The 25,602-nt window shown below is 71.7% G+C and carries 16 protein-coding genes; 12 read left to right on the top strand and 4 right to left on the bottom strand.

Annotated elements, in window-relative coordinates:
• The first annotated feature begins 568 nt into the window (after positions 1-568).
• From OG303_RS18640 to moeZ, 4 genes are all read left to right on the top strand, one after another.
• Positions 569-1,759 (top strand): hypothetical protein, encoded by a 1,191-nt coding sequence (locus OG303_RS18640; protein WP_405869528.1) that lies wholly within the window; start codon positions 569-571, stop codon positions 1,757-1,759.
• Between the two features lie 427 nt (positions 1,760-2,186).
• Positions 2,187-3,140: an NAD-dependent epimerase/dehydratase family protein gene (locus OG303_RS18635; RefSeq protein ID WP_405869527.1), complete on the top strand. Its 954-nt coding sequence runs from the start codon at positions 2,187-2,189 to the stop codon at positions 3,138-3,140.
• Positions 3,128-3,877: a spherulation-specific family 4 protein gene (locus tag OG303_RS18630; RefSeq protein ID WP_405869526.1), complete on the top strand. Its 750-nt coding sequence runs from the start codon at positions 3,128-3,130 to the stop codon at positions 3,875-3,877. Before OG303_RS18635 ends, OG303_RS18630 begins: the two co-directional genes overlap by 13 nt.
• A 63-nt stretch (positions 3,878-3,940) precedes the next feature.
• Positions 3,941-5,119 carry an adenylyltransferase/sulfurtransferase MoeZ gene (gene moeZ / locus OG303_RS18625; protein ID WP_405869525.1) on the top strand — a complete coding sequence of 393 codons (1,179 nt, stop codon included), beginning with the start codon at positions 3,941-3,943 and terminating at the stop codon, positions 5,117-5,119.
• A gap of 98 nt (positions 5,120-5,217) precedes the next feature.
• Here moeZ and OG303_RS18620 read toward each other — a convergent pair whose 3' ends face one another.
• From OG303_RS18620 to OG303_RS18610, 3 genes are all read right to left on the bottom strand, one after another.
• The gene (locus OG303_RS18620) at positions 5,218-6,774 is read right to left on the bottom strand and encodes an alpha/beta hydrolase (protein ID WP_405869524.1); all 1,557 of its coding nucleotides are present in this window, start codon (positions 6,772-6,774) and stop codon (positions 5,218-5,220) included.
• A gap of 136 nt (positions 6,775-6,910) precedes the next feature.
• Entirely contained in the window at positions 6,911-8,455 is a 1,545-nt protein-coding gene (locus OG303_RS18615) for an alpha/beta hydrolase (protein WP_405869523.1), read from the bottom strand.
• A gap of 77 nt (positions 8,456-8,532) precedes the next feature.
• Positions 8,533-11,280, bottom strand: coding sequence for a lysylphosphatidylglycerol synthase domain-containing protein (locus OG303_RS18610; protein WP_405869522.1), 2,748 nt, complete (start codon positions 11,278-11,280; stop codon positions 8,533-8,535).
• A gap of 186 nt (positions 11,281-11,466) precedes the next feature.
• Between OG303_RS18610 and OG303_RS18605 the strand changes: the two genes are divergently transcribed.
• The 6 genes from OG303_RS18605 to OG303_RS18580 all read left to right on the top strand — a co-directional run bounded on the left by OG303_RS18605 (position 11,467) and on the right by OG303_RS18580 (position 22,381).
• On the top strand, positions 11,467-11,913 hold the full coding sequence (locus OG303_RS18605; protein ID WP_405869521.1) for an MGMT family protein: 447 nt from the start codon (positions 11,467-11,469) through the stop codon (positions 11,911-11,913).
• Between the two features lie 218 nt (positions 11,914-12,131).
• On the top strand, positions 12,132-15,611 hold the full coding sequence (locus OG303_RS18600; RefSeq protein WP_405869520.1) for an ATP-dependent helicase: 3,480 nt from the start codon (positions 12,132-12,134) through the stop codon (positions 15,609-15,611).
• A 100-nt stretch (positions 15,612-15,711) separates the two neighbouring features.
• Positions 15,712-19,236: a UvrD-helicase domain-containing protein gene (locus tag OG303_RS18595; RefSeq protein ID WP_405869519.1), complete on the top strand. Its 3,525-nt coding sequence runs from the start codon at positions 15,712-15,714 to the stop codon at positions 19,234-19,236.
• Between the two features lie 10 nt (positions 19,237-19,246).
• Positions 19,247-20,659 (top strand): dipeptidase, encoded by a 1,413-nt coding sequence (locus tag OG303_RS18590; RefSeq protein ID WP_405869518.1) that lies wholly within the window; start codon positions 19,247-19,249, stop codon positions 20,657-20,659.
• A gap of 146 nt (positions 20,660-20,805) precedes the next feature.
• A complete protein-coding gene (gene nudC / locus OG303_RS18585) occupies positions 20,806-21,750 on the top strand; it encodes an NAD(+) diphosphatase (RefSeq protein ID WP_405869517.1) in 945 nt (314 codons plus the stop codon).
• A 16-nt stretch (positions 21,751-21,766) separates the two neighbouring features.
• Entirely contained in the window at positions 21,767-22,381 is a 615-nt protein-coding gene (locus tag OG303_RS18580; RefSeq protein WP_405869516.1) for a class I SAM-dependent methyltransferase, read from the top strand.
• Positions 22,382-22,421: 40 nt separating this feature from the next.
• Here the strand turns inward: OG303_RS18580 and OG303_RS18575 are convergent, their stop codons facing one another.
• Entirely contained in the window at positions 22,422-22,664 is a 243-nt protein-coding gene (locus OG303_RS18575; protein ID WP_003992805.1) for a mycoredoxin, read from the bottom strand.
• Positions 22,665-22,849: 185 nt separating this feature from the next.
• Between OG303_RS18575 and OG303_RS18570 the strand changes: the two genes are divergently transcribed.
• Complete coding sequence (locus OG303_RS18570; RefSeq protein ID WP_405869515.1) at positions 22,850-25,045, top strand: ATP-dependent DNA helicase UvrD2; 2,196 nt, start codon at positions 22,850-22,852, stop codon at positions 25,043-25,045.
• Positions 25,046-25,210: 165 nt separating this feature from the next.
• A complete protein-coding gene (locus OG303_RS18565) occupies positions 25,211-25,531 on the top strand; it encodes a hypothetical protein (RefSeq protein ID WP_405869514.1) in 321 nt (106 codons plus the stop codon).
• Positions 25,532-25,602 lie beyond the last annotated feature (71 nt).

The following is a 25,602-nucleotide window of genomic DNA, read 5'->3' as shown; positions in this document are numbered from 1 at the left end:
GGGGTGCGGTGCCGAAGTTCCGGTCTGTGCGGGATGTGGTGCTGACGTTTCGGTACGTGCGGGTGGCGCTGGCGAAGCTCTGGCAGCTCTGGTGCAGGCGGGTGGGGACGCTGAACTTCCGGTACCCGCGTGTTGCGGTGGGGAAGTTCCGGCGCGGGCGGGTGGCGGTGCTGTAGGCCCAGTACGCGCGGGATGCGGTGCTGATGAGGACCGCGCTCGTGGTTTTGCCGAAGGTCCGGTGCAGGCGGATGGCGGTGGCGAAGTCCCGGTACGCGCGTGTGGCGGTGTCGAAGCGTCGGCACGCGCGCGTGGTGATGCCGAAGCTCCGGTGCAGACAGGCGGCGGTGGCGAAGTCCCGGTACGCGCGTGTGGCGGTGCCGAAACGTCGGCACGCGCGCGTGGTGATGCCGAAGCTCCGGTGCAGACAGGCGGCGGTGGCGAAGTCCCGGTACGCGCGTGTGGCGGTGTCGAAGCGTCGGCACGCGCGCGTGGTGATGCCGAAGGTCCGGTGCAGACAGGCGGCGGTGCCGAACTCCCGGTACGCGCTTGTGGTGATGCCGAAGTTCCCGTGCAGGCGGGTAGTGATGCCGAAACCCCGGCACACGCGCGTGCCGACGCCGAAGCCCCTGCCGCACGGCGGCAACCCACCCCCCGTCGCACCGCCGCCGACCCCGTGAAGGCGCTGATGCACCGTCATCGCGAGCTGTGCGAACGGGCGGTGGACCCCTTGGAGATCGCTGCGGCCCTGGAAGCCCACGGCGTCACCGATCGGACCGCCGCGCGCTTCCGCCACCGGGACGTCTTCTCCCTGGCGGAGGAGATGTACGCGCGCGTACCCCGCGACGACGACGCGCCCGCTCGCGCCGCAGCCCTCAACGCCCCGCGGGCACGCGCCGGCTGGGCCCTGCTCACCCTCCTGCCCGGAGCACTGTGCGCCGCGACCGTGGCCGCCCTCCACCTCACCCACGGGCAGACCCGCGCGATCGCAGTCGCCGTCGGCGTCCTCGCCGTGGTCCTCGCCCTGCGCGCGGCGCTCGCCCGTGGCCCCCTCGGCGCAACGGACCGCACACCCCCGGCATCCGCCCCGCACACGTCCGGCAGCCGGGTGTGGACGTACTGGCTCGTCGCCTACGCCCTCCTCGGCGACGGACTCCTGCGCGCGGCCGTCGCCGGAGGCCCCGACGGCCTGCCCACCGGCGCCGCCGACGGCCCTTGGCCCCTGGCCACGGCCCCCGTCCTGGCCCTCACCCTGGCTTGCGCCCCCGCTGCCTGGAGCGCCCACCTCTTCGCCGTACGCGCCCGCCGCAGACTGAGCGCCAGCCGAGGCCTGGAGGAGTTCGCCGCCTCCGTACGGCCGCTGCTGCTCGGCACGTTCGCCCTGTTCCTGTGCGCCCTGACGGCCCTGCTCGCCCTGTGCGGCGCGGTCCTGGGCGAGCCCGCGGCCTACGCCCAGACCGTCACCCTGGGCGCCCTGCTGCTCCTCGCCCGCCTCCTCACCACGCACGGTTTCACCCGCTCCCCGGCACTCGTCCTGACGGCCACCGCCACGGCCGAGGCGACCGCCCTGGCCACGGTCTTCGCGGGGCGCCTCCCCGGGTGCGGCTTCCTCGCCACCCCCGTGGAAACCGTCATCGACGCCTGGGGCCCCGGCAGCATCCCGGCCCTCGCCTGTTCAACGGCCGCGCTGACCCTCCTGATCCACGCGACCCGCACACTCAGCCGAGCCTCGGCCCACGCCCCCGCGGACCAGCCATGCTGACGCGCCAACGGCCTTCGGCGCCTCGACGGACACACCGCCGGGCCCGCACTCGTCCGCCTGGGCGGAAGCCCGGCCCAGGCCGCGGGCCCGGACGGGCGACGTCCCGCGCACGGCTCCCCGCAGCCACACACCGTCGCCCGGCCGACGCCCCGGTCTCAAGCAGCCCGGCAAACCTCGCCCCGCACCCCGCCCGGACCGAAGCCCGCCCCAACTCCCGGGCCCGCACGGGCCACGCCCCGCGCACGGCCCGCCGTGACGACACAGCGCCGCCCGGCCGCCGCCCGGCCGCACGGCCCCCGGCGAACCTCGCCCCTCACCCCGCCACAGGCGCCCGGCCCCGTCGCCCGAGGCAATTGCACCTCCCCCTCCGAAGGAGAACCCAGATGATCACCTCCCGACCCGACGCCTCGGCACCGGGAGCCGCCCGATGAGAGTCCTGCTGATCGGAGCCAACGGCTACCTGGGCCGCTTCGTCGCCGACCGTCTGCTCGCCGACCCGGCCGTCCAGCTCACCGCCCTCGGCCGCGGCGACGACGCCGACGTCCGCTTCGACCTCGCGTCCGGCAGCCCCGGTGCCCTCACCCGCTTCCTCGACGCGGTCCACCCCGGTGTCGTCATCAACTGCGCCGGCGCCACCCGCGGCGGCGCCCGCGATCTGACCCGCCACAACACCGTCGCCGTCGCCACCGTCTGCGAGGCCCTGCGGCGCAGCGGCTGCGGCGCCCGACTGGTGCAGATCGGCTGCGGCGCCGAGTACGGACCCAGCCAGCCCGGCTCCTCCACGGCCGAGGACGCCGTCCCCCGTCCCGGCGGCCCGTACGGCGTGAGCAAGCTCGCCGCCACCGAACTGGTCCTGGGCTCGGGCCTGGACGCCGTCGTCCTCCGGGTCTTCTCACCGGCAGGACCCGGCACGCCCGCCGGCTCACCGCTCGGCCGCCTCGCCGAGGCCATGCGGCGCGCCATGCAGTCCGGCGACGGCGAACTCAAACTCGGCGGCCTCGGCGCCCAGCGCGACTTCATCGACGTACGCGACGTGGCCCGCGCCGTGCACGCCGCCTCGCTCTCCGCCGCGCAGGGCGTCATCAACATCGGCTCGGGCCGCGCAGTCCGCCTGCGCGACGCCGCCGCCATGCTCGCCCGCGTGGCCGGATACGGCGGTGCCCTCCACGAACTCGACGGCCCGCCCGGCCCGCTGAGGTCGACCATCGGCCACCCGCGCCCCGAACCGGACCACGCGGGCCCGGTTGCGTACCCGGACGGCTGCGGCAGCTGGCAGCAGGCCGACGTGCGCACCGCACGCGACCGGCTCGGCTGGCGGCCCCGCATCAACCTCGAAGAGTCCCTCGCCGACATCTGGATGGAGGCGGCATGCCGTATCTGACCAGCACCAAAGCGGGCACCGCGAGCACCGACGTGCGCACCGGCTTCGGCATCCCCGGTTACGCACACCCCCTCGTCGCCCCCACCGAGTGGGGCGAACTCACCCGCCCCGGAACCCCCTTGCACTGGGTCGTCCTCAACGTGGCCGACGGCCCCGGCTCCCGCCCCGACCCGCACTGCCTGGAGGCCGCGGGCCGCCTGCGCAACGCCGGCGTACGGGTCCTCGGCCACCTCGACACCGCGTACGGGGCCCGGAGCCACAGCGATGTGATCTCCGACGCACAGCGCCACATCGACTGGTACCAGGTCGACGGCTTCCTCCTGGACCGCTGCCCGACCGAACGTGTCTCGCTCCCCGGGGTCCGCCGCACCGTCACCACGCTCCGCACGATCCGCGACGACGCCCACATCGTCCTCGGCCACGGCACCCATCCGTACGCCGGCTACGCCGAGACCGCCGACCAACTGGTCACCTTCTCCGGCTCCTGGAGCGACTACCGCTGGTCGCAGGTGGCCGAGTGGACCGCCGACCACCCGCCCGAGCGCTTCTGCCACTTCGTCCACGGGGTACCCCGCCCCCACCTGGAGGAGGCACTGCGCATCGCGCGCTGGCAGGGCGCCTCGACCATCTACTTCACCGACCACACCGACCGGGGCGGCCGCAGCGATCCCTGGGAGACCATGCCCGGCTACTGGGACGAACTCGTCTCGCGGATCGGAACGGGTGTCTCGGAATGAAGAAGGCCATGGCAGTGTTACGGGGAGAACAACTGTAGTGATTGACCGACCAACGGAGTCCCCGTGTCGCTGCCACCCCTGGTCGAGCCAGCCTCTGAGCTCACCGTAGACGAGGTCCGCAGGTACTCCCGCCACCTGATCATCCCCGACGTAGGGATGGACGGGCAGAAGCGGCTGAAGAACGCCAAGGTGCTCTGTGTGGGCGCCGGCGGCCTGGGCTCGCCGGCGCTGATGTACCTGGCCGCGGCGGGCGTGGGCACGCTCGGCATCGTGGAGTTCGACGAGGTCGACGAGTCGAACCTGCAGCGCCAGATCATCCACAGCCAGGCGGACATCGGCCGCTCCAAGGCGGAGTCCGCGCGCGACTCCGTGCTCGGCATCAACCCGTACGTGAACGTGATCCTTCACGAAGAGCGGCTCGAAGCCGAGAACGTGATGGACATCTTCAGCCAGTACGACCTGATCGTCGACGGCACGGACAACTTCGCGACCCGCTACCTGGTCAACGACGCGGCCGTGCTGCTGAACAAGCCGTACGTCTGGGGCTCGATCTACCGCTTCGACGGCCAGGCCTCGGTGTTCTGGTCCGAGCACGGCCCCTGCTACCGCTGCCTGTACCCGGAGCCCCCGCCGCCGGGCATGGTCCCCTCCTGCGCCGAGGGCGGCGTCCTGGGCGTGCTGTGCGCGTCCATCGGCTCCATCCAGGTCAACGAGGCCATCAAGCTCCTCGCGGGCATCGGTGAGCCGCTCGTCGGCCGCCTGATGATCTACGACGCCCTGGAGATGCAGTACCGCCAGGTCAAGGTCCGCAAGGACCCGAACTGCGCGGTCTGCGGCCCGAACCCGACCGTCACCGAGCTCATCGACTACGAGGCCTTCTGCGGCGTCGTCTCCGAGGAGGCCCAGGAGGCGGCCGCCGGCTCGACGATCACTCCCAAGCAGCTCAAGGAGTGGATCGACGACGGCGAGAACATCGAGATCATCGACGTCCGCGAGGTCAACGAGTACGAGATCGTCTCGATCCCCGGCGCCAAGCTGATCCCGAAGAACGAGTTCCTCATGGGCACCGCCCTGGAGAGCCTGCCGCAGGACAAGAAGATCGTCCTGCACTGCAAGACGGGTGTCCGCAGTGCGGAAGTCCTCGCGGTCCTGAAGTCCGCGGGCTTCTCCGACGCCGTACACGTCGGCGGCGGAGTCATCGGCTGGGTCAACCAGATCGAGCCGGACAAGCCGGTCTACTAGACGCACGCCTTTCCGGAAGGGGCTCGGCACCATGCGTGCCGGGCCCCTTTCCGCTGCCGGAGCACCTGCCCGGGTAGGTCCCCGGGCAGCCGCCCCGACTACGAGGCGCAGACCTTGCCGTCCTTCGGCACCGTCCCCTTCAGCAGATACGCGTTCACCGTGGAGTCGACACAGTCGCTCCCGCTTCCGTACGCACCGTGCCCCTCGCCCTTCCAGGTGAGCTCCACACCCACGCCCTTGCCCAGCTCGTCGGCCATCTTCCGGGCGCCCTCGTACGGCGTCGCCGGGTCGCCGGTGTTGCCGACCACCAGGACCGGTGCCGCACCGGGCGCGCTCACCTCGGGGGTGTCGTACTGCCCGGCCACCGGCCAGTCGTGGCACCAGCCGGCCGTGTCCCAGCCGAGGAACTCGCCGAACACGGGCGAGATCTTCTCGAACGTCGGCAGCAGCTTCTTCGTCTCCTCGGCGGTCGGCCGCTGCTTGTCGTCCAGGCACGATATGACGCGTTGCGAGTGGGTCGTCGTGCCGTAGTGGCCCGATGAATCACGGTCGTTGTAGCCGTCGGCGAGCGCCAGCAGCTCCGAGCCGTCGCCCTGTTCGGCCGAGTCCAGGGCGCTGGTCAGCGTCGGCCAGCCGGCCTTGCTGTACAGAGGCAGGACGATGCCGGTGAGCGCGAGCGTCTGCGTCAGCTTCCGCCCGGACGAGGTGGGCAGCGGATTGGCGTCGAGCCGCTTCACCAGGTTGGCGATCTTCCGAGAGCCCTGCTTCGGGTCCTGGCCGGTCGACTTGAGGTAGTCGTCCAGGGCGCGCTGGAAGCCCCTGGCCTGGTTCTCCGCGTGGCCCATGGTGTCGGCGCTCGGGTCGACGACCGCGTCCAGGATCAGCCGCCCCACCTTCTTAGGGAACAAGTGGGCGTAGACGCCGCCGAGTTCGGTGCCGTACGAGATGCCGAAGTAGTGCATCTTCGTGTCGCCCAGCACCTGGCGCATCAGGTCCATGTCGCGGGCGGTGTCCGTCGTCGAGACGTGCGCCATCAGCTTTCCGGCGGCCTTCTCGCAGCCCTTGCCGAAGTCGACGGCGTCCCGGAAGTACGCCTTCTCCTCGGCCGGGGTGTCCGGGGTGGCGTCCACGTCCTCGGCGGCCTGGATGCCCTTGTCGCTGCGGCAGCGCACGCCCTCGCTGGCGCCGACCCCGCGCGGGTCCCAGCTCACCAGGTCGTACTGCTCGCGCAGCACGGACACCGTGGCCGCGTACGAGGGCATCGTGGAGACGCCCGAGCCGCCGGGGCCACCGAAGTTGAACAGGAGCGAACCGATGCGCTTGCCGCCGCGGGACTTCGCGCGGATCAGCGCGAGGCCGATCGTGCCGCCGTCGGGCTTCGACCAGTCCAACGGCACCTTGAGCGTCGCGCACTGCCAGTCGCTGCCGGGCGCGGAGGAGGAGGCGGTGGCCTTGCAACGGCCCCAGGCGAGCTTCTGTCCGGTCAGTGAGGAGGGCAGCGCGGCGGTCGTGCCGGAGGAGCCGGACGACGGCGAGGCGGCCGCGCTCGTCTCCGCACCGCCCTTGCCGTCGTCGGACGACGAACCGCTGCTGCAACCGCCCACCAGCAGTGCCGCGGCGGCCCCCAGCGCCGTCCACCGTACGAATCGCGCCATGTGCGTTCCCCCCTCACAGGCCGTCCGCATCGAGCAGCGGAAGGCGGTCAGGCCATAGTAGGCGGATCAAGCCGCACCTGTCGGAGCCTGTGGATAACGTTCTGACCTGCATGTTTATCCGGAATCTGGCCCGGCGTCAGGAGCAGACGGTGCCCGCCGCCGGCACCTTTCCGTCCAGCAGATAGCCGTTCACCGCGGTCTGCACGCACTTGTTCTTGCTGTCGTACGCGCCGTGCCCCTGCCCCTTGTACGTCAGCTCGACGCCGACGCCCTTGCCCAGCGCGTCCACCATCTTCTTCGCGCCCGCGTACGGCGTGGCCGGGTCGCCGGTGTTGCCCACGACGAGGATCGGTGCGGCGCCCGGCGCGCTCACGTCGGGATGGTCGGCGGCGCCCGCCACGGCCCAGTCGGTGCAGCTGATCATGCCCCAGGCCAGGAAGTCGCCGAACAGGGGCGAGGCGGCCCGGAACTCGGGCAGTTTCTGCTGCACGTAGGCGGGGCTGTAGCGGGGCTTGTCGTCGGCGCAGTTGATGGCGATGTTGGCGGCCGTGATGTTGCTGTACTCGCCGTTCTCGCTGCGCCCGTTCATGGAGTCGGACAGCGCCATGAGGACCTTGCCGTCGCCGTCGTACGCCTGCTCCAGGCCCTCGGTGAGGTACGGCCAGAAGTCCTTCGAGTACAGCGCCTGCGCGATGCCGTTCGTCGCGGCGGTCTGCGTCAGCTGGCGGGGGAAGACGCCGGGGATCGGCTTGCTGTCGAGGTCCTTCAGCAGCTTGGCGATGCGGTCCTTCACGTCCTGCGCGGTGTCCCCGACGGGGCAGTCCGTGGTCTTCGAAGTGCAGTCCTCGGCGAAGTTGTCCAGCGCGAGCTGGAAGCCCTCGGCCTGCCCGAGCGAGCCCTGTTCGGAGTCCTGCGTCGGGTCGACGACCGCGTCGAAGACGGCGCGGCCCACCTTCTTCGGGAACAAGTGGGCGTAGACGCCGCCGAGTTCGGTGCCGTACGAGATGCCGAAGTAGTACAGCTTGTCGTCGCCGAGGACCTGCCGCATCAGGTCCATGTCACGGGCCGCGTCGGTGGTGCGGACGTGCGGCACCGCTTTTTTGGAGTTCTTCTCGCAGGCCGCGTTGAACTCCTTGGTGTTGTCCAGGAGCTCCGCGCTCTCGCCGGCGTCGTCGGGGGTCCCGTCCTGCTGGAAGTAAGCGTCGAGCTGTTGGTCGCTCTCACACTTCACGGGGGCGCTGCGGCCGACTCCGCGCGGGTCGAAGCTGACCAGGTCGTAGCGGGTGCGCAGTTTCGCGTAGTCCTCGCCGAAGGAGGGCAGCGTGGTGACGCCCGAGCCGCCGGGCCCGCCGAAGTTGAAGACGAGCGAGCCGATGCGTGTGCTCGCGTCGCCGCTGGCCTTCGCCCGGATCAGCGCGATGCCGATCGTGTCGCCCTTGGGCTCGGCCCAGTCGAGAGGCGCCTTCAGGGTGGCGCACTGCCACTGGCCGCCGTTCGGCAGAGGGGACGGGGCGTCACCGCCGCCCTCCGCGGCGGACGGGGCCGGGCAGTCCTTCCAGTCCAGCTTCTGGGCCGACAGATCCTCGTCCTTGGAGTCGTCGCTGCAACCCGCCAGCAGGGCGGACAGCAGCACGACGGTGGCGGTCACGGCGGCGGCGCGCAGGCGAGGAGCGTTCGGCATGCTCCCATCGTGCGGTCGCGCGCGCGGGTGCGCTCGGGGCACGAGCCGTAAGAGGTACGCCGAATACGGACTTCGTACTACAGCGCACCCTTGCGCGACAGTTGGTTGAACGCCAGCCAGCCCGGCAGCACCGGCAGCCACAGTGTCAGCAGCCGGAACAGCAGGACGGCCGGGGCCGCCACCTCCTTGGGGAGGCCGACGGCGATCAGACCGACCGTCAGGGTCGCCTCCACCGCGCCGACGCCGCCCGGGGTCGGCGCCGCGGACCCGAGCGCGTTGCCGGCGAGGAAGACGACGGCGACGCTGGCGATGCTGAGCGAGGTGCCCTCGTGGCCGAAGGCGCGGATCGAGGCGTCCAGGCACATCACGAAGCAGGCGGTCAGCAGCAGCATGCCGCCGATGCCGGTGACGAGCTTCTGCGGCCGCTGCAGCACGTCCAGCATGCGCGGCACGACACCGGCGAAAAGCGACCTCACGCGCGTGACGACGAATTTCCGCAGGAACGGCACCGAGGTGACCACGAGGACGAGCACCGCCACCGTCAGCAGACCCGCGATGACCGTCCGGGACGGCGACAGCGACGGCGTCTTCTCGGTGCCGGTCAGATAGCCGAACGACAGCAGCATCAGGATGTGGCAGCCGAGCCCGAACAGCTGCGAGGCCCCGACGCTCGCCACCGCGAGCCCCGGACGCACCCCCGAGCGCTGCAGGAAGCGCGTGTTGAGGGCGACACCGCCCACCGCGGCCGGAGCGACGATCTTGACGAACGACCCGGCGACCTGTGCCGCCACGGCCCGCAGGAACGGCACCCGCTCGGGCACGAACCCGAGCAGCGCCATTGCCGCCGCGAAGTAGCTGGCCGCCGAGAACAGTACGGCCGCGAGGACCCAGCCCCACTGGGCGTTCGCGATCAGGGGACCGAGTTCGATGTGGGTGAGCTGCGTCAGCAGGAAGTACGCGCCGATGGCGCCGGCGATGAAACTCATCAGCGTGCGCGGCCGCACCCGCTCGAGGCGGGCCGGTTCGACCGGCGCCTGCGGCCTGATCAACAGCACCTGGTGACGGATCTGCGTGAGCAGATCCTCCTCGCGCGCCTCGTCCAGGGCCTCGTCGAGGGCCCGCTTCTCGGCCCGAAGCTCCGCGCGTACGGCCTTCTTGTCGCGCTTTTCGAGTACGACGGGCCCGGTGTCGTCCGAGGCCTCTTCCAGACGGGCCTGCTTGGCCTGCCGGGAGGCCTCCAGGACCGCCTCGCGCTCGCGCTGGGCACGCTCGCGGGCCAGCTTGCGCAGGGTCGCGCGGGACGTGCGGCTCAGCGCGATGGGCTGGAGCATCGGCAGGCAGTCGGCCACGTCGTCCGGGCCGAGCACGCCCACCGCCGACGCCACCGCGCGCTCGGCGCCCACCCGCAGCCCGAGCGTCACCAGGAGCTGCGAGATGTCCATGCGCAGCAGCAGGTCACCGGCCGCGATCTCGCCGACGCGCAGATCGGTCAGGATCACCTTGCCGGAACGATCCACCAGAATCGCGTCGCCCACCAGCCTGCGGTGCGCGATGCGCCGGGACTGCAGCGCCCGTACCTGGTGCCAGGTGTCGTGCAGCAGTTCGTCGGTGATCTCGTCGTCCGCCAGGGTGTCGAGCGTGCGCCCGCCCGTGTGCTCGTAGATGAGCATCACGGCGTCGGGTCCGAGCTCCGAGGTCGCGATCAGCTTGGGCGCGTTGGCGCCGGCCGCGATGGCCGCGTACGCGAGCAGCGCCTCCTGCTCCAGCGCCTGGCGCAGCGACTGGAGGCTGCTGCGGGTGGCGAAGCCGCGCAGCGTCAGGTTGCGCCACGCGCGGTAGAAGAAGCCCTGCGCCTGCTGCTCCCGGTCGACGACCGTCACGTCCAGCGGCGGGCCGTCCTCCAGCGTGACGAAGTAGCGCCGGCCGCGGTCGCCGGTCTCCGGTGTCTCCGGCAGTTCCTCGCGGGCCGCGGTCACCGGGCGGAAGCCGACGTGCCGCAGGCCCGCCATCAGAGTCCGTCCCGTGGGGCGCACGTTGGGCGAGCCGACCGCGTACAGCGTCCCGTAGGCCACTGTCCAGCCGATCAGCACCGTCAGGATGATCGAGAACGGTGTCGTGTAGCCCGTGACGAGCATCGAGAAGGCATCGAGGAGCAGCACGATCCACAACACCGCGCGCCAGCGCGGCCGGCGCGACATGCCGACCGCCGTCATGTACGCGATGACCGGCGCGAGGTAACCGTGCACCGGGTCGGTCAGGGCGTGGATGTCACCGGGGGAGGGCTGGGTGAGCGCCTCCTGGATGGAGTCGGGGGCGGCCTTGGCGACCCACAGGTCCGTGGCGAGCGTCACCCCGTGCGCGAGGACCGCCGCGAGCACGCCGTCGGCGATGCGCAGCCCGTCGCGCTTGATCAGCCGCTCGATCGCGAACGCGACCGGCACCAGGAGGATCGCGATGCTGGAGGCCAGGCCGGCGATCTTGATGAGCAGATCGGGCGCCTGCCCGGTGCCCTTGTTGATGTCCTGTTCAAGCCCCGAGGTGGTGCCGTGCGCGAACGCGGCGATCGCGAGCAGCACGACGACGGCCAGCACGCCCACCAGGAGGCGCATCAGGTCGGACGGACGGTGCACGCGCGCGGGGAGCAGGGGTTCGTCGCCCTCGACCTCGTCGATGTGCGCCTCGTCGAGGAAGTCGTCCTCGCCCCGGTCCACGTCCTTCGACGCGCTGTCCTTGCTGTCGGCGGTGGAGTCGGATCCGGTGTCCGGGCGCGACGAAGCGTCAGAGGTGCTCTCCGCGTCCTCTGGGTGCGCACCCTGCTGTTTCATCGTCTCTTCTTGATCTCGTATCACCAGTCACCGCCCGCACGATGGTGGCATGCCCCACCGACACGCGGAGGTGTCAGGGTGCACATGCGGGGGCGCACAGTCTGCCGGAAGCGCCGCCCAGGAGCGAGGGATACGGACAGTCGCCGGCCCGTCACAGTGTCGGTGGCGTGGGGCAGGATGGGCCGGATGAGCGAGGAGAGCCTTCCGCAGGACGCCCACCCGGAGCACGCGGATGCCGGTCCGGAGCACACGGACGCGCTGCCGGAGTACGCGGAGCGGGTCCTTGAGGTCGCCGAACTGATCCCGCCCGGACGTGTCATGACGTACGGAGACGTCGCCGAGTGGCTCGAGGAGGGCGGCCCACGCCAGGTCGGCCGTGTGATGGCCCTCTACGGAGGAGCCGTTGCGTGGTGGCGGGTCGTGCGCGCGGACGGCGTCCTGCTCCCGGGACACGAACTGCGGGCGCTCGACCACTACCGCACCGAGGGCACACCGCTGAAGGAGGCGAGCAGGGCCGCCGAGGGCCACCTGCCGCGCCTCGACATGAGACGGGCGCGGTGGGACGGCGGCGAACGCGCGGAGGGTCACACCAGACAGCTTCCGCCATCCGACGACCCTGCGTGTGACCCGTGATCCGTACGGGGGAACCGGGGCACGTACGTGGCATGCCGTACGTTCGTGGGGCGAGGGACGTGAGGGGCGCGAGTGCCATGAGGGAAGAAGAGGAAGCCCTGCTTCCGCAACCTTTGTCGGCGTAGCGTCGGCTGCACGCGTCCCCCTCACCCCCCGATCACCGTCCTCCACGCGCGGTGGTCCGACGACCAGCACAACCACCAGGACCGGCGAACCACGTGAGCTCCTCTTCCTCCACCAGGCGCCTTTCGCACCCCAGGGTGCGGCAGGGGGACCGTGGCGCTTACCGACTGGTGCGTACCCCGCCGGCCCTACCGGCCCCCCCTCGTCTTGACGCGTCACAGCGCTCCGTGGTTGACCACAAGGGCGGCCCTTTGCTCGTCCTCGCAGGTCCGGGTACCGGCAAGACCACCACGCTCGTCGAGTCCGTGGCGGCGCGGATCGCACGGGGTGGGGACCCCGAGCGCATCCTGGTGCTGACGTTCAGCCGCAAGGCGGCCGTCGAGCTGCGCGACCGCATGGCCCTGCGCATAGGGGCGGCACGCGCGCCCCAGGCGACCACCTTCCACTCGTTCTGCTACGCCCTGGTCCGCGCCCACCAGGACAGCGACCTGTTCGTGGAGCCGCTGCGCCTGCTGTCCGGCCCCGAGCAGGACGTCACGGTCCGCGAACTGCTCGCGGGCCAGATCGGCCTGGAGCGGCTCGGCCTCGCGCACGTGCGCTGGCCCGACGACCTGCGGGCCTGCCTCACCACCCGTGGCTTCGCCGACGAGGTCCGCGCCGTCCTCGCCCGCAGCCGCGAACTGGGCCTGGGGCCCGGCGCCCTGGACGCCTTCGCCCGCCGCATCGGCCGCCCGGACTGGCGCGCCGCTGCCGCCTTTCTCGCCGAGTACCTGGACGTTCTCGACATGCAGGGTGTGCTCGACTACGCGGAACTGGTCCACCGCGCGGTCCTCCTCGCCCGCCACCCCGATACCGCCGAGCGGCTCGCCGCCCAGTACGACGCCGTCTTCGTGGACGAGTACCAGGACACGGACGCCGCCCAGGTACGGCTGCTGCACGCCCTCGCCGGGGGCGGCCGCACCCTCGTCGCCTTCGGCGACCCCGACCAGTCGATCTACGCGTTCCGCGGAGCGGACGTCAACGGCATCCTCGAGTTCCCGGGCGCCTTCCCGCGCGCGGACGGCCGCCAGGCGCCCGTCGAGGTCCTGCGCACCTCCCGCCGCTCCGGAGCCGTCCTGCTCGGCGCGACCCGGCTGCTCACCCAGCGCATGCCGCTCACCCGGCTCCCGGCGGAGAAGGTACGCGCGCACCGCGAGCTCGCGCCCGTCCGCGAGGGAGGCCGCGTCGAGGTCCACACGTACCCGACGCCCCGTACGGAGCTGGACAACATCGCCGACATCCTCCGCCGGGCACACCTGGAGGACGGCGTCCCCTGGCGTGAGATGGCCGTCCTGGTGCGCGCCGGCTCCCGCACCATCCCGACGGTCCGCCGCGCCCTCACCGCCGCCGGCGTCCCCCTGGACATCGACGGCGACGACCTGCCCCTGCGCCACGAACCGGCGGTGGCACCACTGCTGACAGCGCTGCGGGCGGTGGCTGCGGCAGAGGCGGACTCGGGGACGGCCGACGGGGACGTACGAGATGACGGCCAGGGAACGGATGCGGCGCCGGAGGACAGCGAGCGCGAGGACGCGGGGTCTGAGGGCGGCGGGGGCGCCGGGTCTGGGGGTGGTGAGGACACTGGGTCTGAGGGTGGTGAGGGCGCCAGGCCGGAGGCCGGCGAGGGCGACTCCGGTGACGCACCTGCCCCCTGCTGGCTCGACACCGAAACCGCCCTGACCCTGCTCGCCTCGCCCCTCGCCGGCATGGACGCCGCCGACCTGCGCCGCCTCGGGCGTGCCCTGCGCGACGAGGAGCGGGCCGGGGGGAACGCCCTGCCGTCGCCTTCCGACGAGCTGCTCGCGCAGGCGCTGGCCGAGCCGGAACGCCTGGTCGCGCACGACCCCACGTACGCGCGTGGCGCCCAGCGGCTCGGCGCACTGCTGCGCAAGGCCCGTGAGCGCCTCGCGGGTGGCGGTACGGCCGAGGAGGCGCTGTGGGATCTCTGGGAGGGCACCCCGTGGCCCGGCCGCCTGGAGCGGTCCGCGCGGCGCGGCGGCGCCGCCGGACGCAACGCCGACCGCGACCTGGACGCGGTGTGCGCGCTGTTCGCGACCGCCGCGCGCGCGGAGGAGCGCACCGGCGGCCGGGGTGCCCTCAACTTCCTGGCGGAGATCGACGCCGAGGACATCGCGGCCGACACCCTCACGCGGCGTGCCGTACGCCCCGACGCCGTACGCCTGATGACCGCACACCGATCCAAGGGGCTGGAGTGGCAGCTCGTCGTCGTCGCGGGCGTCCAGGAGGGACTGTGGCCCGACCTGCGCCGCCGCGGCTCGCTCCTGGAGGCCGACCGCATCGGCCGCGACGGACTCGCCGAACCGCTCACCCCTGGGGCGCTGCTCGCCGAGGAGCGTCGCCTGTTCTACGTGGCCGCCACGCGCGCGCGTGAACGCCTCGTCGTGACCGCCGTGAAGGCACCCGCGGACGACGGCGACCAGCCCTCCCGCTTCCTCACCGAACTCGGCGTCGAGCCCAGGGACGTCACGAGCCGCCCGCGCCGCCCGCTGTCCGTCGCAGCGCTCGTCGCCGAACTGCGCGCCACGACGGTCGACCCGCGCGTCTCCGACCCCCTCCGGGAGGCCGCCGCCCACCGCCTGGCCCGCCTCGCCGCGCTCGCCGACGAGGACGGCCGCCCGCTCGTCCCGTCGGCCCATCCCTACCGCTGGTGGGGCATGTTCGAGCCGACCGAGTCCAAGGTGCCGCTGCGCAACCGCGACCAGCCCGTCGTGCTCTCGGGCAGCGCCCTCGACCAACTCGCCAACACCTGCGCCCTGCAGTGGTTCCTGGGCCGCGAGGTGAAGGCCGACGCGCCCGCGACCGTCGCCCAGGGCTTCGGCAACGTGGTGCACGTCCTCGCCGACGAGGTCGCCTCCGGACACACCCCCGCCGACCTCGCCGTCCTCATGGAGCGCCTCGACTCCGTGTGGAACGCGCTCGCCTTCGACGCGCCCTGGAAGTCGGCGCAGGAGAAGGAGAACGCGCGCGTGGCGCTCGAACGCTTCCTGAAGTGGCATGTCGACACCGGTGGCGCCCGCACGGGCCGCACACCCGTGGCCAGCGAGCACGGCTTCGACGTCACCCTCGAAGCGGGCGACTACGAGGTCCGCATCCGCGGCTCCATGGACCGCGTCGAGGCCGACGGCGAGGGCCGCGCCTACGTCGTCGACTTCAAGACCGGCAAACAGGCGCCGACGGCACGCGAGATGGAACGCCACCCGCAGCTCGCCGTCTACCAGCTCGCCGTCCGTGAAGGCGCCGTGGACGAGGCCTTCGACGGAGTGCGCCCCGAGCCAGGCGGCGCCGAACTGGTCCAGCTGCGCCAGGGCGCCGCCCAGCGCGACGGCGGAGAGACCCTGCCCAAGGTGCAGGCCCAGGAACCGCTGGAGGGGGAGTGGGTCGGCGAGCTGCTGGCCAACGCCGCCGGAAAGGTCCTCGACGAACGGTTCACACCGAGCGCCGGCCAGCACTGCACGCACTGCGCGTTCCAGGCGTCCTGCAGCGCGCGGCCCGAAGGACGACACGTGGTCGAGTGACCTGGGTGATCCACAACACCACACGTGCTGACCTGCGCTTCTCCCCGCCCCGAGGCCGATCTGGCCTCCACTGTCAGTGGCCGCCGCTAGCCTCTCTGACGTGCCGCCCCGTATCTCTGATCCCGATCAGCTCAAGGAGCTCCTCGGGATTCCGTTCACCCCGGAGCAGACGGCCTGCATCATCGCGCCGCCCGCCCCGCAGGTAATCGTGGCCGGAGCCGGGTCGGGCAAGACCACGGTGATGGCGGCACGCGTGGTGTGGCTGGTCGGCACCGGCCAGGTCGCTCCCGAGCAGGTCCTCGGTCTCACCTTCACCAACAAGGCCGCAGGCGAGCTCGCCGAGCGCGTCCGCAAGGCGCTCATCAGGGCGGGCGTCACCGACCCGGACGTCATCGACCCGGACAACCCGCCGGGCGAGCCCGTGATCTCGACGTACCACGCCTTCGCGGGCCGCCTCCTGACCGACCACGGCCTGCGCATCGGGCTCGAGCCGACCGCCCGGCTGCTCGCCGACGCCACCCGTTACCAGCTCGCCGCGCGCGTGCTGCGCGAGGCCCCGGGCCCCTACCCGGCGCTCACCCGCTCCTTCGCGGACCTCGTCAGCGACCTCCTCACCCTCGACGGCGAACTCGCCGAGCACCTCGTACGCCCCGAGGACCTGCGCGCGTACGACGCCGGGCTGCTGCGCACCCTGGAGGGCGCCAAACTCACCAACGCCGATCTGCGCAAGGTCCCCGAGGCTGCCGCGGCCCGCCGCGAACTCGCCGACCTGGTGGTCCGCTACCGGACCGCCAAGCGCGAGCGCGACCTGCTCGACTTCGGCGACCAGATCGCCCTGTCCGCGCAGCTCGCCGGGATCCCCGAGGTGGGCCGCATCCTGCGCGACGAGTTCCGCGTCGTCCTCCTCGACGAGTACCAGGACACGTCGGTGGCCCAACGCATCCTCCTGGCAGGCCTGTTCGGGGCCGGTACCGGTCATCCGGTCACCGCCGTCGGCGACCCCTGCCAGGCGATCTACGGCTGGCGCGGTGCGTCCGTCGCCAACCTGGACGACTTCCCGGAGCACTTCGCGCACCCCGACGGCCGCCCGGCGACCCGTCAGGCGCTCAGCGAGAACCGCCGCAGCGGCGGCCGCCTCCTGGACCTCGCCAACGGTCTCGCGGAACCCCTGCGCGCCATGCACGCGGGCGTGGAGGCCCTTCGCCCGGCACCCGGCGCCGAACGCGACGGCACGGTGCGCTGCGCGCTGCTGCCCACCCACGCCGAGGAGATCGAGTGGCTCGCCGACTCGGTCGCCCACCTCGTGAACACCGGGAAGGCGCCCGGTGAGATCGCCGTCCTGTGCCGCACGGCGACCGACTTCGCCGAGATCCAGGGCGCACTCGTCGCCCGGGACGTCCCCGTCGAGGTGGTCGGCCTGTCCGGGCTGCTGCACCTGCCCGAGATCGCCGACCTGGTCGCCGTCTGCGAGGTCCTCCAGGACCCCGGCGCCAACGCCTCCCTGGTCCGCCTGCTGACCGGCCCGCGCTGGCGCATCGGCCCCCGCGACCTCGCCCTCCTGGGACGGCGCGCCCGGCACCTCGTCTTCCACGCGCGCGTGGAAGACGACGAAGACCGGGACCGCCGGCTCGCCGAGGCCGTCGAGGGGGTCGACCCCTCCGAGGTGACATCGCTCGCGGACGCCCTCGACACCTTCCTGGAGATGCCGCTCGAAGCCGAGCAGGAGGACGACGGGCTGCCCTTCTCCCCGGACGCACGCGTGCGGTTCGCCCGCCTGGCCGCCGAACTGCGCGACCTGCGCCGCTCGTTGGCCGACCCGCTCATGGACGTCCTGCACCGCGTCCTCGCCGTCACCGGCCTGGAGGTGGAGCTGTCGGCGTCACCGCACGCCCTGGCCGCCCGCCGCCGCGAGACCCTCTCCAACTTCCTGGACATCGCCGCCTCGTTCGCCGCCGGCGACGGCGAGGCCACCCTGCTCGCCTTCCTGGCCTTCCTGCGCACCGCCGCCCAGTACGAGAAGGGCCTCGACAACGCCCTCCCGGGCGGCGAGAACACCGTGAAGGTCCTCACCGCCCACAAGTCCAAGGGCCTGGAGTGGGACGTCGTGGCCGTCCCCGGGCTGGTCACCGGCACCTTCCCCAGCACCCAGGGCCGCGAGAAGTGGACCGCCCAGGGCAAGGTGCTGCCGCACGAACTGCGCGGCGACGCCGACACCCTGCCCGACGTGGACGCATGGGACTCCCGGAGCCTGAAGGCCTTCCAGGAGGCAATGAAGGAGCACCAGCACACCGAGGAACTCCGCCTCGGCTACGTCACCTTCACCCGCCCCCGCTCCCTGCTCCTCGGATCCGGCCACTGGTGGGGCCCCACCCAGAAGAAGCCCCGCGGTCCGTCCGGCTTCCTGCAGGACCTGTACGAGCACTGCGAGGCCGGCCACGGCGAGATCGAAGCGTGGGCGGAAGAGCCCGCCGAGGACGAGGAGAACCCCGCCCTGCACCGGGCGGACGTCGACCAGGTCTGGCCGCTGCCCCTGGACGACGCGTCCCTCGCCCGACGCCGGGCGGCCGCCGAAACCGTCCTCGCCCACCTGGAGGACCTCGCCTCCCACGAGGACGGCCACCCCGCGGCCACCCACGACCCGGACAGCCACGACGACCCGGACTGGCCCCCACCGCCGGACGACGAAGGAACGCCGTACGAGGACGATGACCCCTTCGCGGACGAGACCCCCTTCGAGGAGGAGGACGAGGACCCCGCCGACTGGGACGCCTGGTCCGCGGACCGCCCGACCGTCCCGCACCAGGCGTCGCCCCACAAGGACACCGGGTACCTCGAGAGCGCCCGCACCCATGCGGACCGTACGCGTCGCGAACCCGCCCGCCTCACCCCGGAGGAAGCCCGCACCCTCGCCTCCTGGGACCGTGACCTCGACGCCCTCACCGGCGAACTCCTGCGCGCGCGGGAGGCCGTCACCGACGTCCCCCTCCCCGCGTCGCTCACCGCGTCCCAGGTGCTGCGTCTGGCCGCCGACCCGGACGGATTCGCACAGGAACTCGCGCGCCCCATGCCACGCCCCCCGCAACCCGCCGCCCGCCGCGGCACCCGCTTCCACGCCTGGGTAGAGGCCCGCTTCGAGGAGCTGACCCTGCCCGTGCTGGAGCCGGACGAACTGCCCGGCACCGAGGCCGAGATCGCCGACGAACGCGACCTGGAAGCCCTCAAGGACGCCTTCGAACGCACCGACTACGCCCACCGCACGCCCCACCGCGTCGAGGCCCCCTTCCAGCTCGCCATCGCCGGCCGTGTGGTCCGGGGCCGTATCGACGCCGTCTACAAGGAGAGCGGTGGCCAGGGGACGACGTACGAGATCGTCGACTGGAAGACCAACCGCACCCGGACCGCCGACCCGCTCCAGCTCGCCCTGTACCGGCTTGCCTGGGCCGAGCAGCAGGGCGTACCGCTCGAGTCCGTCAACGCCGCGTTCCTGTACGTACGCACTGGTGAGGTTGTACGACCGGAAGACCTGCCCGACCGGGCCGCACTGGAGCGGCTGCTGCTGGAGGAGCCCGCTGCGCCAGCAAACTGTGAGGAACCGCCCAACGAGGATGTCGGTGCGGGCCGATAGGCTCGTGACCATGAGCCAGCCCGTTGACAATGCCGTCAGCGCCGTCCGTTCGTACATCGAGCAGCACCGCGCCGCCTTCCTCCACGACCTCGCGGAGTGGCTGCGCATCCCGTCCGTGTCGGCCCAGCCCGACCACGGGCCCGACGTACGCCGCAGCGCCGACTGGCTCGCCGCCAAACTCAAGGAGACCGGCTTCCCGACCGCCGAGGTCTGGGAGACACCGGGCGCCCCGGCCGTCTTCGCCGAGTGGCCCTCCACCGACCCCGAGGCGCCCACGGTCCTGGTCTACGGCCATCACGACGTGCAGCCCGCAGCGCGCGAGGACGGCTGGGACAGCGACCCCTTCGAGCCCGTCGTCCGCGAAAACCGTCTCTACGCGCGCGGGGCGGCTGACGACAAGGGCCAGGTGTTCTTCCACACACTCGGCGTCCGCGCCCACCTCGCCACCACCGGCCGCACCGCTCCCGCCGTCCACCTCAAGCTGCTGATCGAGGGCGAGGAGGAATCCGGCTCCCCGCACTTCCGGGCCCTCGTCGAGGAGCACGCGGACAGGCTCACCACCGACGCCGTGATCGTCTCGGACACCGGCATGTGGTCCGAGGACACCCCCACGGTGTGCACCGGGATGCGTGGCCTCGCCGAGTGCGAGATCCGGCTGAACGGTCCCGACCAGGACATCCACTCCGGCTCCTTCGGAGGCGCCGTCCCCAACCCGGCCACCGCCGCCGCCCGCCTGGTCGCCGCCCTGCACGACGAGCACGCACGCGTGGCGATCCCCGGCTTCTACGACGGCATCGTCGAACTCACCGACCGCGAGCGCGAACTCTTCGCCGAGCTGCCCTTCGACGAGGGACAGTGGCTGCGCACCGCCCGATCCCACGCCACCCACGGCGAGACCGGACACACCACCCTGGAGCGCATCTGGGCCCGCCCCACGGCCGAGGTGAACGGCATCGGCGGCGGCTACCAGGGCCCCGGCAGCAAGACGATCATCCCGTCCTCGGCCATGGTGAAGCTCTCCTTCCGCCTGGTCGCCGGTCAGGACCCCGAGTACATCGAGAAGGCCGTCCGCGCGTGGGCCGCCGCGCAGGTACCCGCCGGGATCCGGCACGAGATCACGTTCGGTGCGGCCACCCGCCCGTGCCTGACACCGCTGGACCACCCCGCCCTGCAGTCCGTCGCCCGCGCCATGGGCCGTGCCTTCGAAAAACCCGTCCGCTTCACGCGCGAGGGCGGCTCCGGGCCCGCCGCCGACCTCCAGGAAGTCCTCGGTGCGCCCGTGCTCTTCCTGGGCATCTCCGTCCCGTCCGACGGCTGGCACGCCCCGAACGAGAAGGTCGAACTCGACCTCCTCCTCAAGGGCGTCGAGACCAGCGCACACCTGTGGGGCGATCTCGCCGAGACATGGCGCCATGCGCCCTGAGCGCCCGGAGCGACAGCGCACGCGGAGCACACTGGAACAACCGCCCGCCACCGCCCAGTCCCACCGGAACCGGTCGCCCCCTGCCCTACGTCCCGCCGAACCGCCCGCCGAAACAATCCGTTCCACCGGGGGAGTTGGAAGCACCTGTGACCACCTGGACCGACCACACCGCCGACCGCCCCGTCTCACTCACCGCCCCCAGCGGCATCGACCGCGCCGCCCACCACCGTCTCGACGAAGCCTGGCTCGCAGCGGCCTGGAGCCACCCCACGACCCGCTGCTTCGTGGTCTCCGGCGGCCAGGTCCTCGTCGACGAGACGGCCGACGGCCGCACCGAACTCGTCATGACCCCCTCCTTCGAAGCCCCCCTGACCGAGGCACACCGCTACTTCCTGGGCACCGACGACGACGGCGTCAGTTACTTCGCCCTCCAGAAGGACGCGCTGCCCGGCCGTATCGACCAATCCGCGCGCCCCGCGGGCCTGCGCGAGGCAGGCCTCCTGCTGTCGCCCCGCGACGCGGGCCTGATGGTCCACGCGGTCGGCCTGGAGAACTGGCAGCGCACCCACCGGTTCTGCTCCCGCTGCGGCGAGCGCACGGTCATCGCCGCCGCCGGCCACATCCGCCGCTGCTCCGCCTGCGGCGCCGAGCACTACCCGCGCACCGACCCCGCCGTCATCATGGCCGTCACCGACGAACAGGACCGCATCCTGCTCGGCCGCCAGGTCCACTGGCCCGAGGGCCGCTTCTCGACGCTCGCCGGCTTCGTCGAGCCCGGCGAGTCCATCGAACAGTCGGTGCGCCGCGAGGTCTTCGAGGAGGCGGGCATCACCGTCGGCGCGGTCGAGTACGTCGCCAGCCAGCCCTGGCCCTTCCCGTCCAGCCTCATGCTCGGCTTCATGGCCCACGCGACCTCGACCGACATCAACGTCGACGGCGACGAGATCCACGAAGCCCGCTGGTTCTCCCGGGACGAACTGGGTGCCGCCTTCGAGTCCGGCGAAGTACTGCCTCCGTACGGCATCTCCATCGCGGCCCGCCTGATCGAGATGTGGTACGGCAAGCCGCTGCCGACGAGGAACTTCGTCTGAGGGAGCCAGGCGCCCGATGAGCGACCCCTATTGGAACCACAACGTCCACTACCATCCGGCGGTACTCGCAGCCGTGCCGGACGGCTGCGGGACGGCTCTCGACATCGGGTGCGGAGACGGACTGCTGGCGCGCAAGCTGGCGGAGAAGGCCGGATCCGTGACGGGCGTGGACCGGTCGCCCCGGATGATCCGACACGCGCGCGCGGAGACGACGACCAGGAACGTCACATTCCTGGAAGGGGACTACCTCGACGACACGACCCTCGCCGAGGGCAAGTACGACTTCGTCAGCGCCGTCGCCGTGGTCCATCACGCGCCGTTCGAGAACGCGATCGACAGCCTGGTACGACTGCTCGCGCCCGGCGGCCGTCTGGTGATCGTCGGCATGGCGTACAACCGGACGGCCCTGGACTGGGTGATCAGCGGCTGCGGCGTGCCGGCCAGCCTGCTCAACGCACGGCTGCGAGGCGGCAAACGAGGCCCTTCCGGCATGCCCGTCGAGGACTCGACCATGTCCTGGGGCGAGGCCCGGCGCGCCGCGCGCCGCCTGCTGCCCGGATGCCGCTTCCGCCGCCGACTGCTGTGGCGCTACATCGTCGTGTGGGACAAACCAAAAGAAGACGGCCCCTGAGTACGCCTCAGAGACCGCCTTCCGCGCCGCAGCCGAGCAATTACGCGCCGATCTTCTGCTTCACCTGCGCCAGCGACGGGTTCGTGAGCGTCGAACCGTCCGGGAAGAGCACGGTGGGAACCGTCTGATTCCCGCCATTCGCCTTCTCCACGAACGCCGCGGACTCCGGGTCCTGCTCGATGTTGATCTCGGTGTACGCGATGCCCTCGCGGTCCATCTGGCTCTTCAGCCGGCGGCAGTAGCCGCACCACGTGGTGCTGTACATCGTCACAGTGCCCAGCATGTCTCTCGCGCTCCTCAGCTGCTCCGGGGGAAGGGTGCTCGCAGTCATGGAACGTACTTGAAAGGGCCACCATTCCCCTACGCGGTACACCACCGGACGTGACGCCTGCCGCATTAGTACGACTGCAGGTGCCTGCCTGTGGACAACGGACTCACCCGCCTCCGCCGACCTGGCAGCATGGCCGTGTGACAGCAGCAACGCACTCCACCCTCTTCCCGCAGGTACCGGACTCGGCCGACGCGGTGCTCGAAGGGCTCGACCCCGAGCAGCGCGAGGTGGCCACCACCCTGCGCGGACCGGTGTGCGTGCTGGCCGGCGCCGGCACGGGCAAGACCCGGGCGATCACCCACCGCATCGCCTACGGAGTGCGCGCCGGAATACTGCAGCCCTCCAGCGTCCTGGCCGTCACGTTCACCAACCGCGCCGCCGGCGAGATGCGCGGCCGGCTGCGCCACCTCGGCGCCGCCGGCGTCCAGGCCCGCACCTTCCACTCGGCCGCCCTGCGTCAGCTGCAGTACTTCTGGCCGAAAGCAGTCGGTGGCTCCATGCCCCGGCTCGTCGACCGCAAGATCCAGCTCGTCGCCGACGCGGCCGCCGCCTGCCGCATCCGCCTCGACCGCGGCGAGCTGCGGGACGTCACCGCCGAGATCGAGTGGTCCAAGGTCACCCAGACCGTCCCCGCCGACTACGCGCCCGCCGCCGCCAAGGCCGGCCGCGACACCCCCCGCGACCCGGCAGAGATCGCCCAGCTCTACTCCGTCTACGAGGACCTCAAGCGGGACCGCTCCGTCATCGACTTCGAAGACGTCCTGCTGCTGACTGTCGCCGTCCTCCAGGACCGGCACGACATCGCCGAGCAGGTCCGCTCCCAGTACCAGCACTTCGTGGTTGACGAGTACCAGGACGTCAGCCCCCTCCAGCAGCGCCTCCTGGACCTGTGGCTCGGCGAGCGGGACAACCTGTGCGTCGTCGGCGACGCCAGCCAGACGATCTACTCGTTCACCGGAGCAACCCCCGACCACCTGCTCGACTTCCGCACCCGCCACCCCGGAGCCACCGTCGTCAAGCTGGTCCGCGACTACCGCTCCACCCCCCAGGTCGTCCATCTCGCCAACGGCCTCCTCGCCCAGGCCCGCGGCCGCGCCGCCGACCACCGTCTGGAGCTGATCTCCCAGCGCGAGCCGGGCCCCGAACCCGCTTACACCGAATACACGGACGAGCCCGCCGAGGCCGAAGGCGCCGCCCGCCGCATCAGCGAGCTCATGGACGCGGGCGTCCCGGCCAGCGAGATCGCCATCCTGTTCCGGACGAACTCCCAGTCCGAAACGTACGAGCAGGCCCTCGCAGACGCCGGAGTCCCCTACCAACTGCGCGGCGCCGAGCGGTTCTTCGACCGCCCCGAAGTGCGCAAGGCAGGCGTCGCCCTGCGCGGCGCGGCCCGCTTCGGAGGCAACGACTCCCTCCTCGACGACGCCGTGGACCTGCCCTCCCAAGTACGTGCCGTGCTGTCGGGCGAGGGCTGGACGCCCCAGCCCCCGGCCGGCTCCGGCGCGGTCAGAGAGCGCTGGGAATCCCTCGCCGCTCTCGTGAACCTCGCGCACGACTTCGCCGCCGCCAAACCCGGAGCCACCCTCGGCGACCTCGTCGCGGAGCTGGACGAGCGGGCGAACGCACAGCACGCCCCGACCGTGCAGGGCGTCACCCTGGCCTCCCTGCACTCGGCCAAGGGACTCGAATGGGATGTCGTCTTCCTGGTCGGGGTCGCCGAGGGCATGATGCCGATCACCTACGCAAAGACCGACGAACAGATAGAAGAGGAGCGCCGCCTCCTCTATGTAGGTGTCACCAGAGCCCGGGAGCGCCTCTACGTCTCCTGGTCGCTGTCCCGCTCGCCAGGCGGCCGCCCCAACCGCCGCCCCAGCCGGTTCCTGGACGGGCTGCGCCCGGGCTCCACCGCCACCGCCGGCCGCACCGTGGCGAGTGGCGCCGGGGGAGTGGAGCGCGGCTTCACGAGAAGACCGGACGCCGTACCGCGGCGTGTGCAGCGCACCCCCGCCCGTTGCCGGGTGTGCGGGCGCACGCTCACCGACGCCGGCGAGATGAAGCTGATGCGCTGCGAGGACTGCCCCTCCGACATGGACGAGGGTCTCTACGAGCGGTTGCGCGAGTGGCGTGCGGACCAGGCGCAGCGCAGCGGACAGCCCGCCTTCTGCGTCTTCACCGACAAGACACTGATGGCGATCGCCGAGGCCGTCCCCGACGACGACGGCGAACTGGCACGGATTCCGGGCGTCGGCGTGCGCAAGCTCAACCGCTACGGGGCCGACGTCCTGGCCCTCTGCGCAGGTCGTGAGCTCGGAGCGGACGAAGAAAGTGACTGATTCAAACTCGTCGAAAAAATAGTTTGCGCATGCCCCAGGAATCCCCATAGGTTCTTGTCCACGGGGACGGAGGCCTTCTCGGAGGCCCCGATTCCGTGTTCTACTTGCATACCCGTCGGACTGGCTCACCCCAGTCCCCCGAGACGCCGAGAGGAGGCGATTGAAGTGATCAGCATCAGCAGCAGCTCCATCAGCACCGCCAAACTGACCGATCGCTCGGTCGTCTCCACGTGCATGCTCGGCGCCTCCAACCCGGGCACCGGTCTGTCCGGCATTCCTGCCGTGCGTCCGGCGTCCCCCGTGTCTCTCGCGGGTCTTCCCATCCGTGAGCGCAATGAGCGACCGATCAAGGCACTGGAAGCAGTAGTGGCACAGGCGACGGCCTATGCCTTTACGGCGGCCGGTGCCGGAAGCCGGAAGCAGACGACGCAGCACCACCTGATGTGGGCCTTCCGTGGGCCAGAACCCTGGAGTGATCCAGCCTGATCGACGATCAGGCCGGCGCCTTCAGGGCCGCGGAACCCCATCCGGGATCCGCGGCCCTTCTGTTTGCCCCA

Source organism: Streptomyces sp. NBC_00005 (assembly GCF_045160215.1).
Lineage (GTDB): Bacteria > Actinomycetota > Actinomycetes > Streptomycetales > Streptomycetaceae > Streptomyces.
The sequence above is the reverse complement of the archived record's forward strand: the minus strand, read 5'-3'. Positions and strand labels throughout refer to the sequence as shown.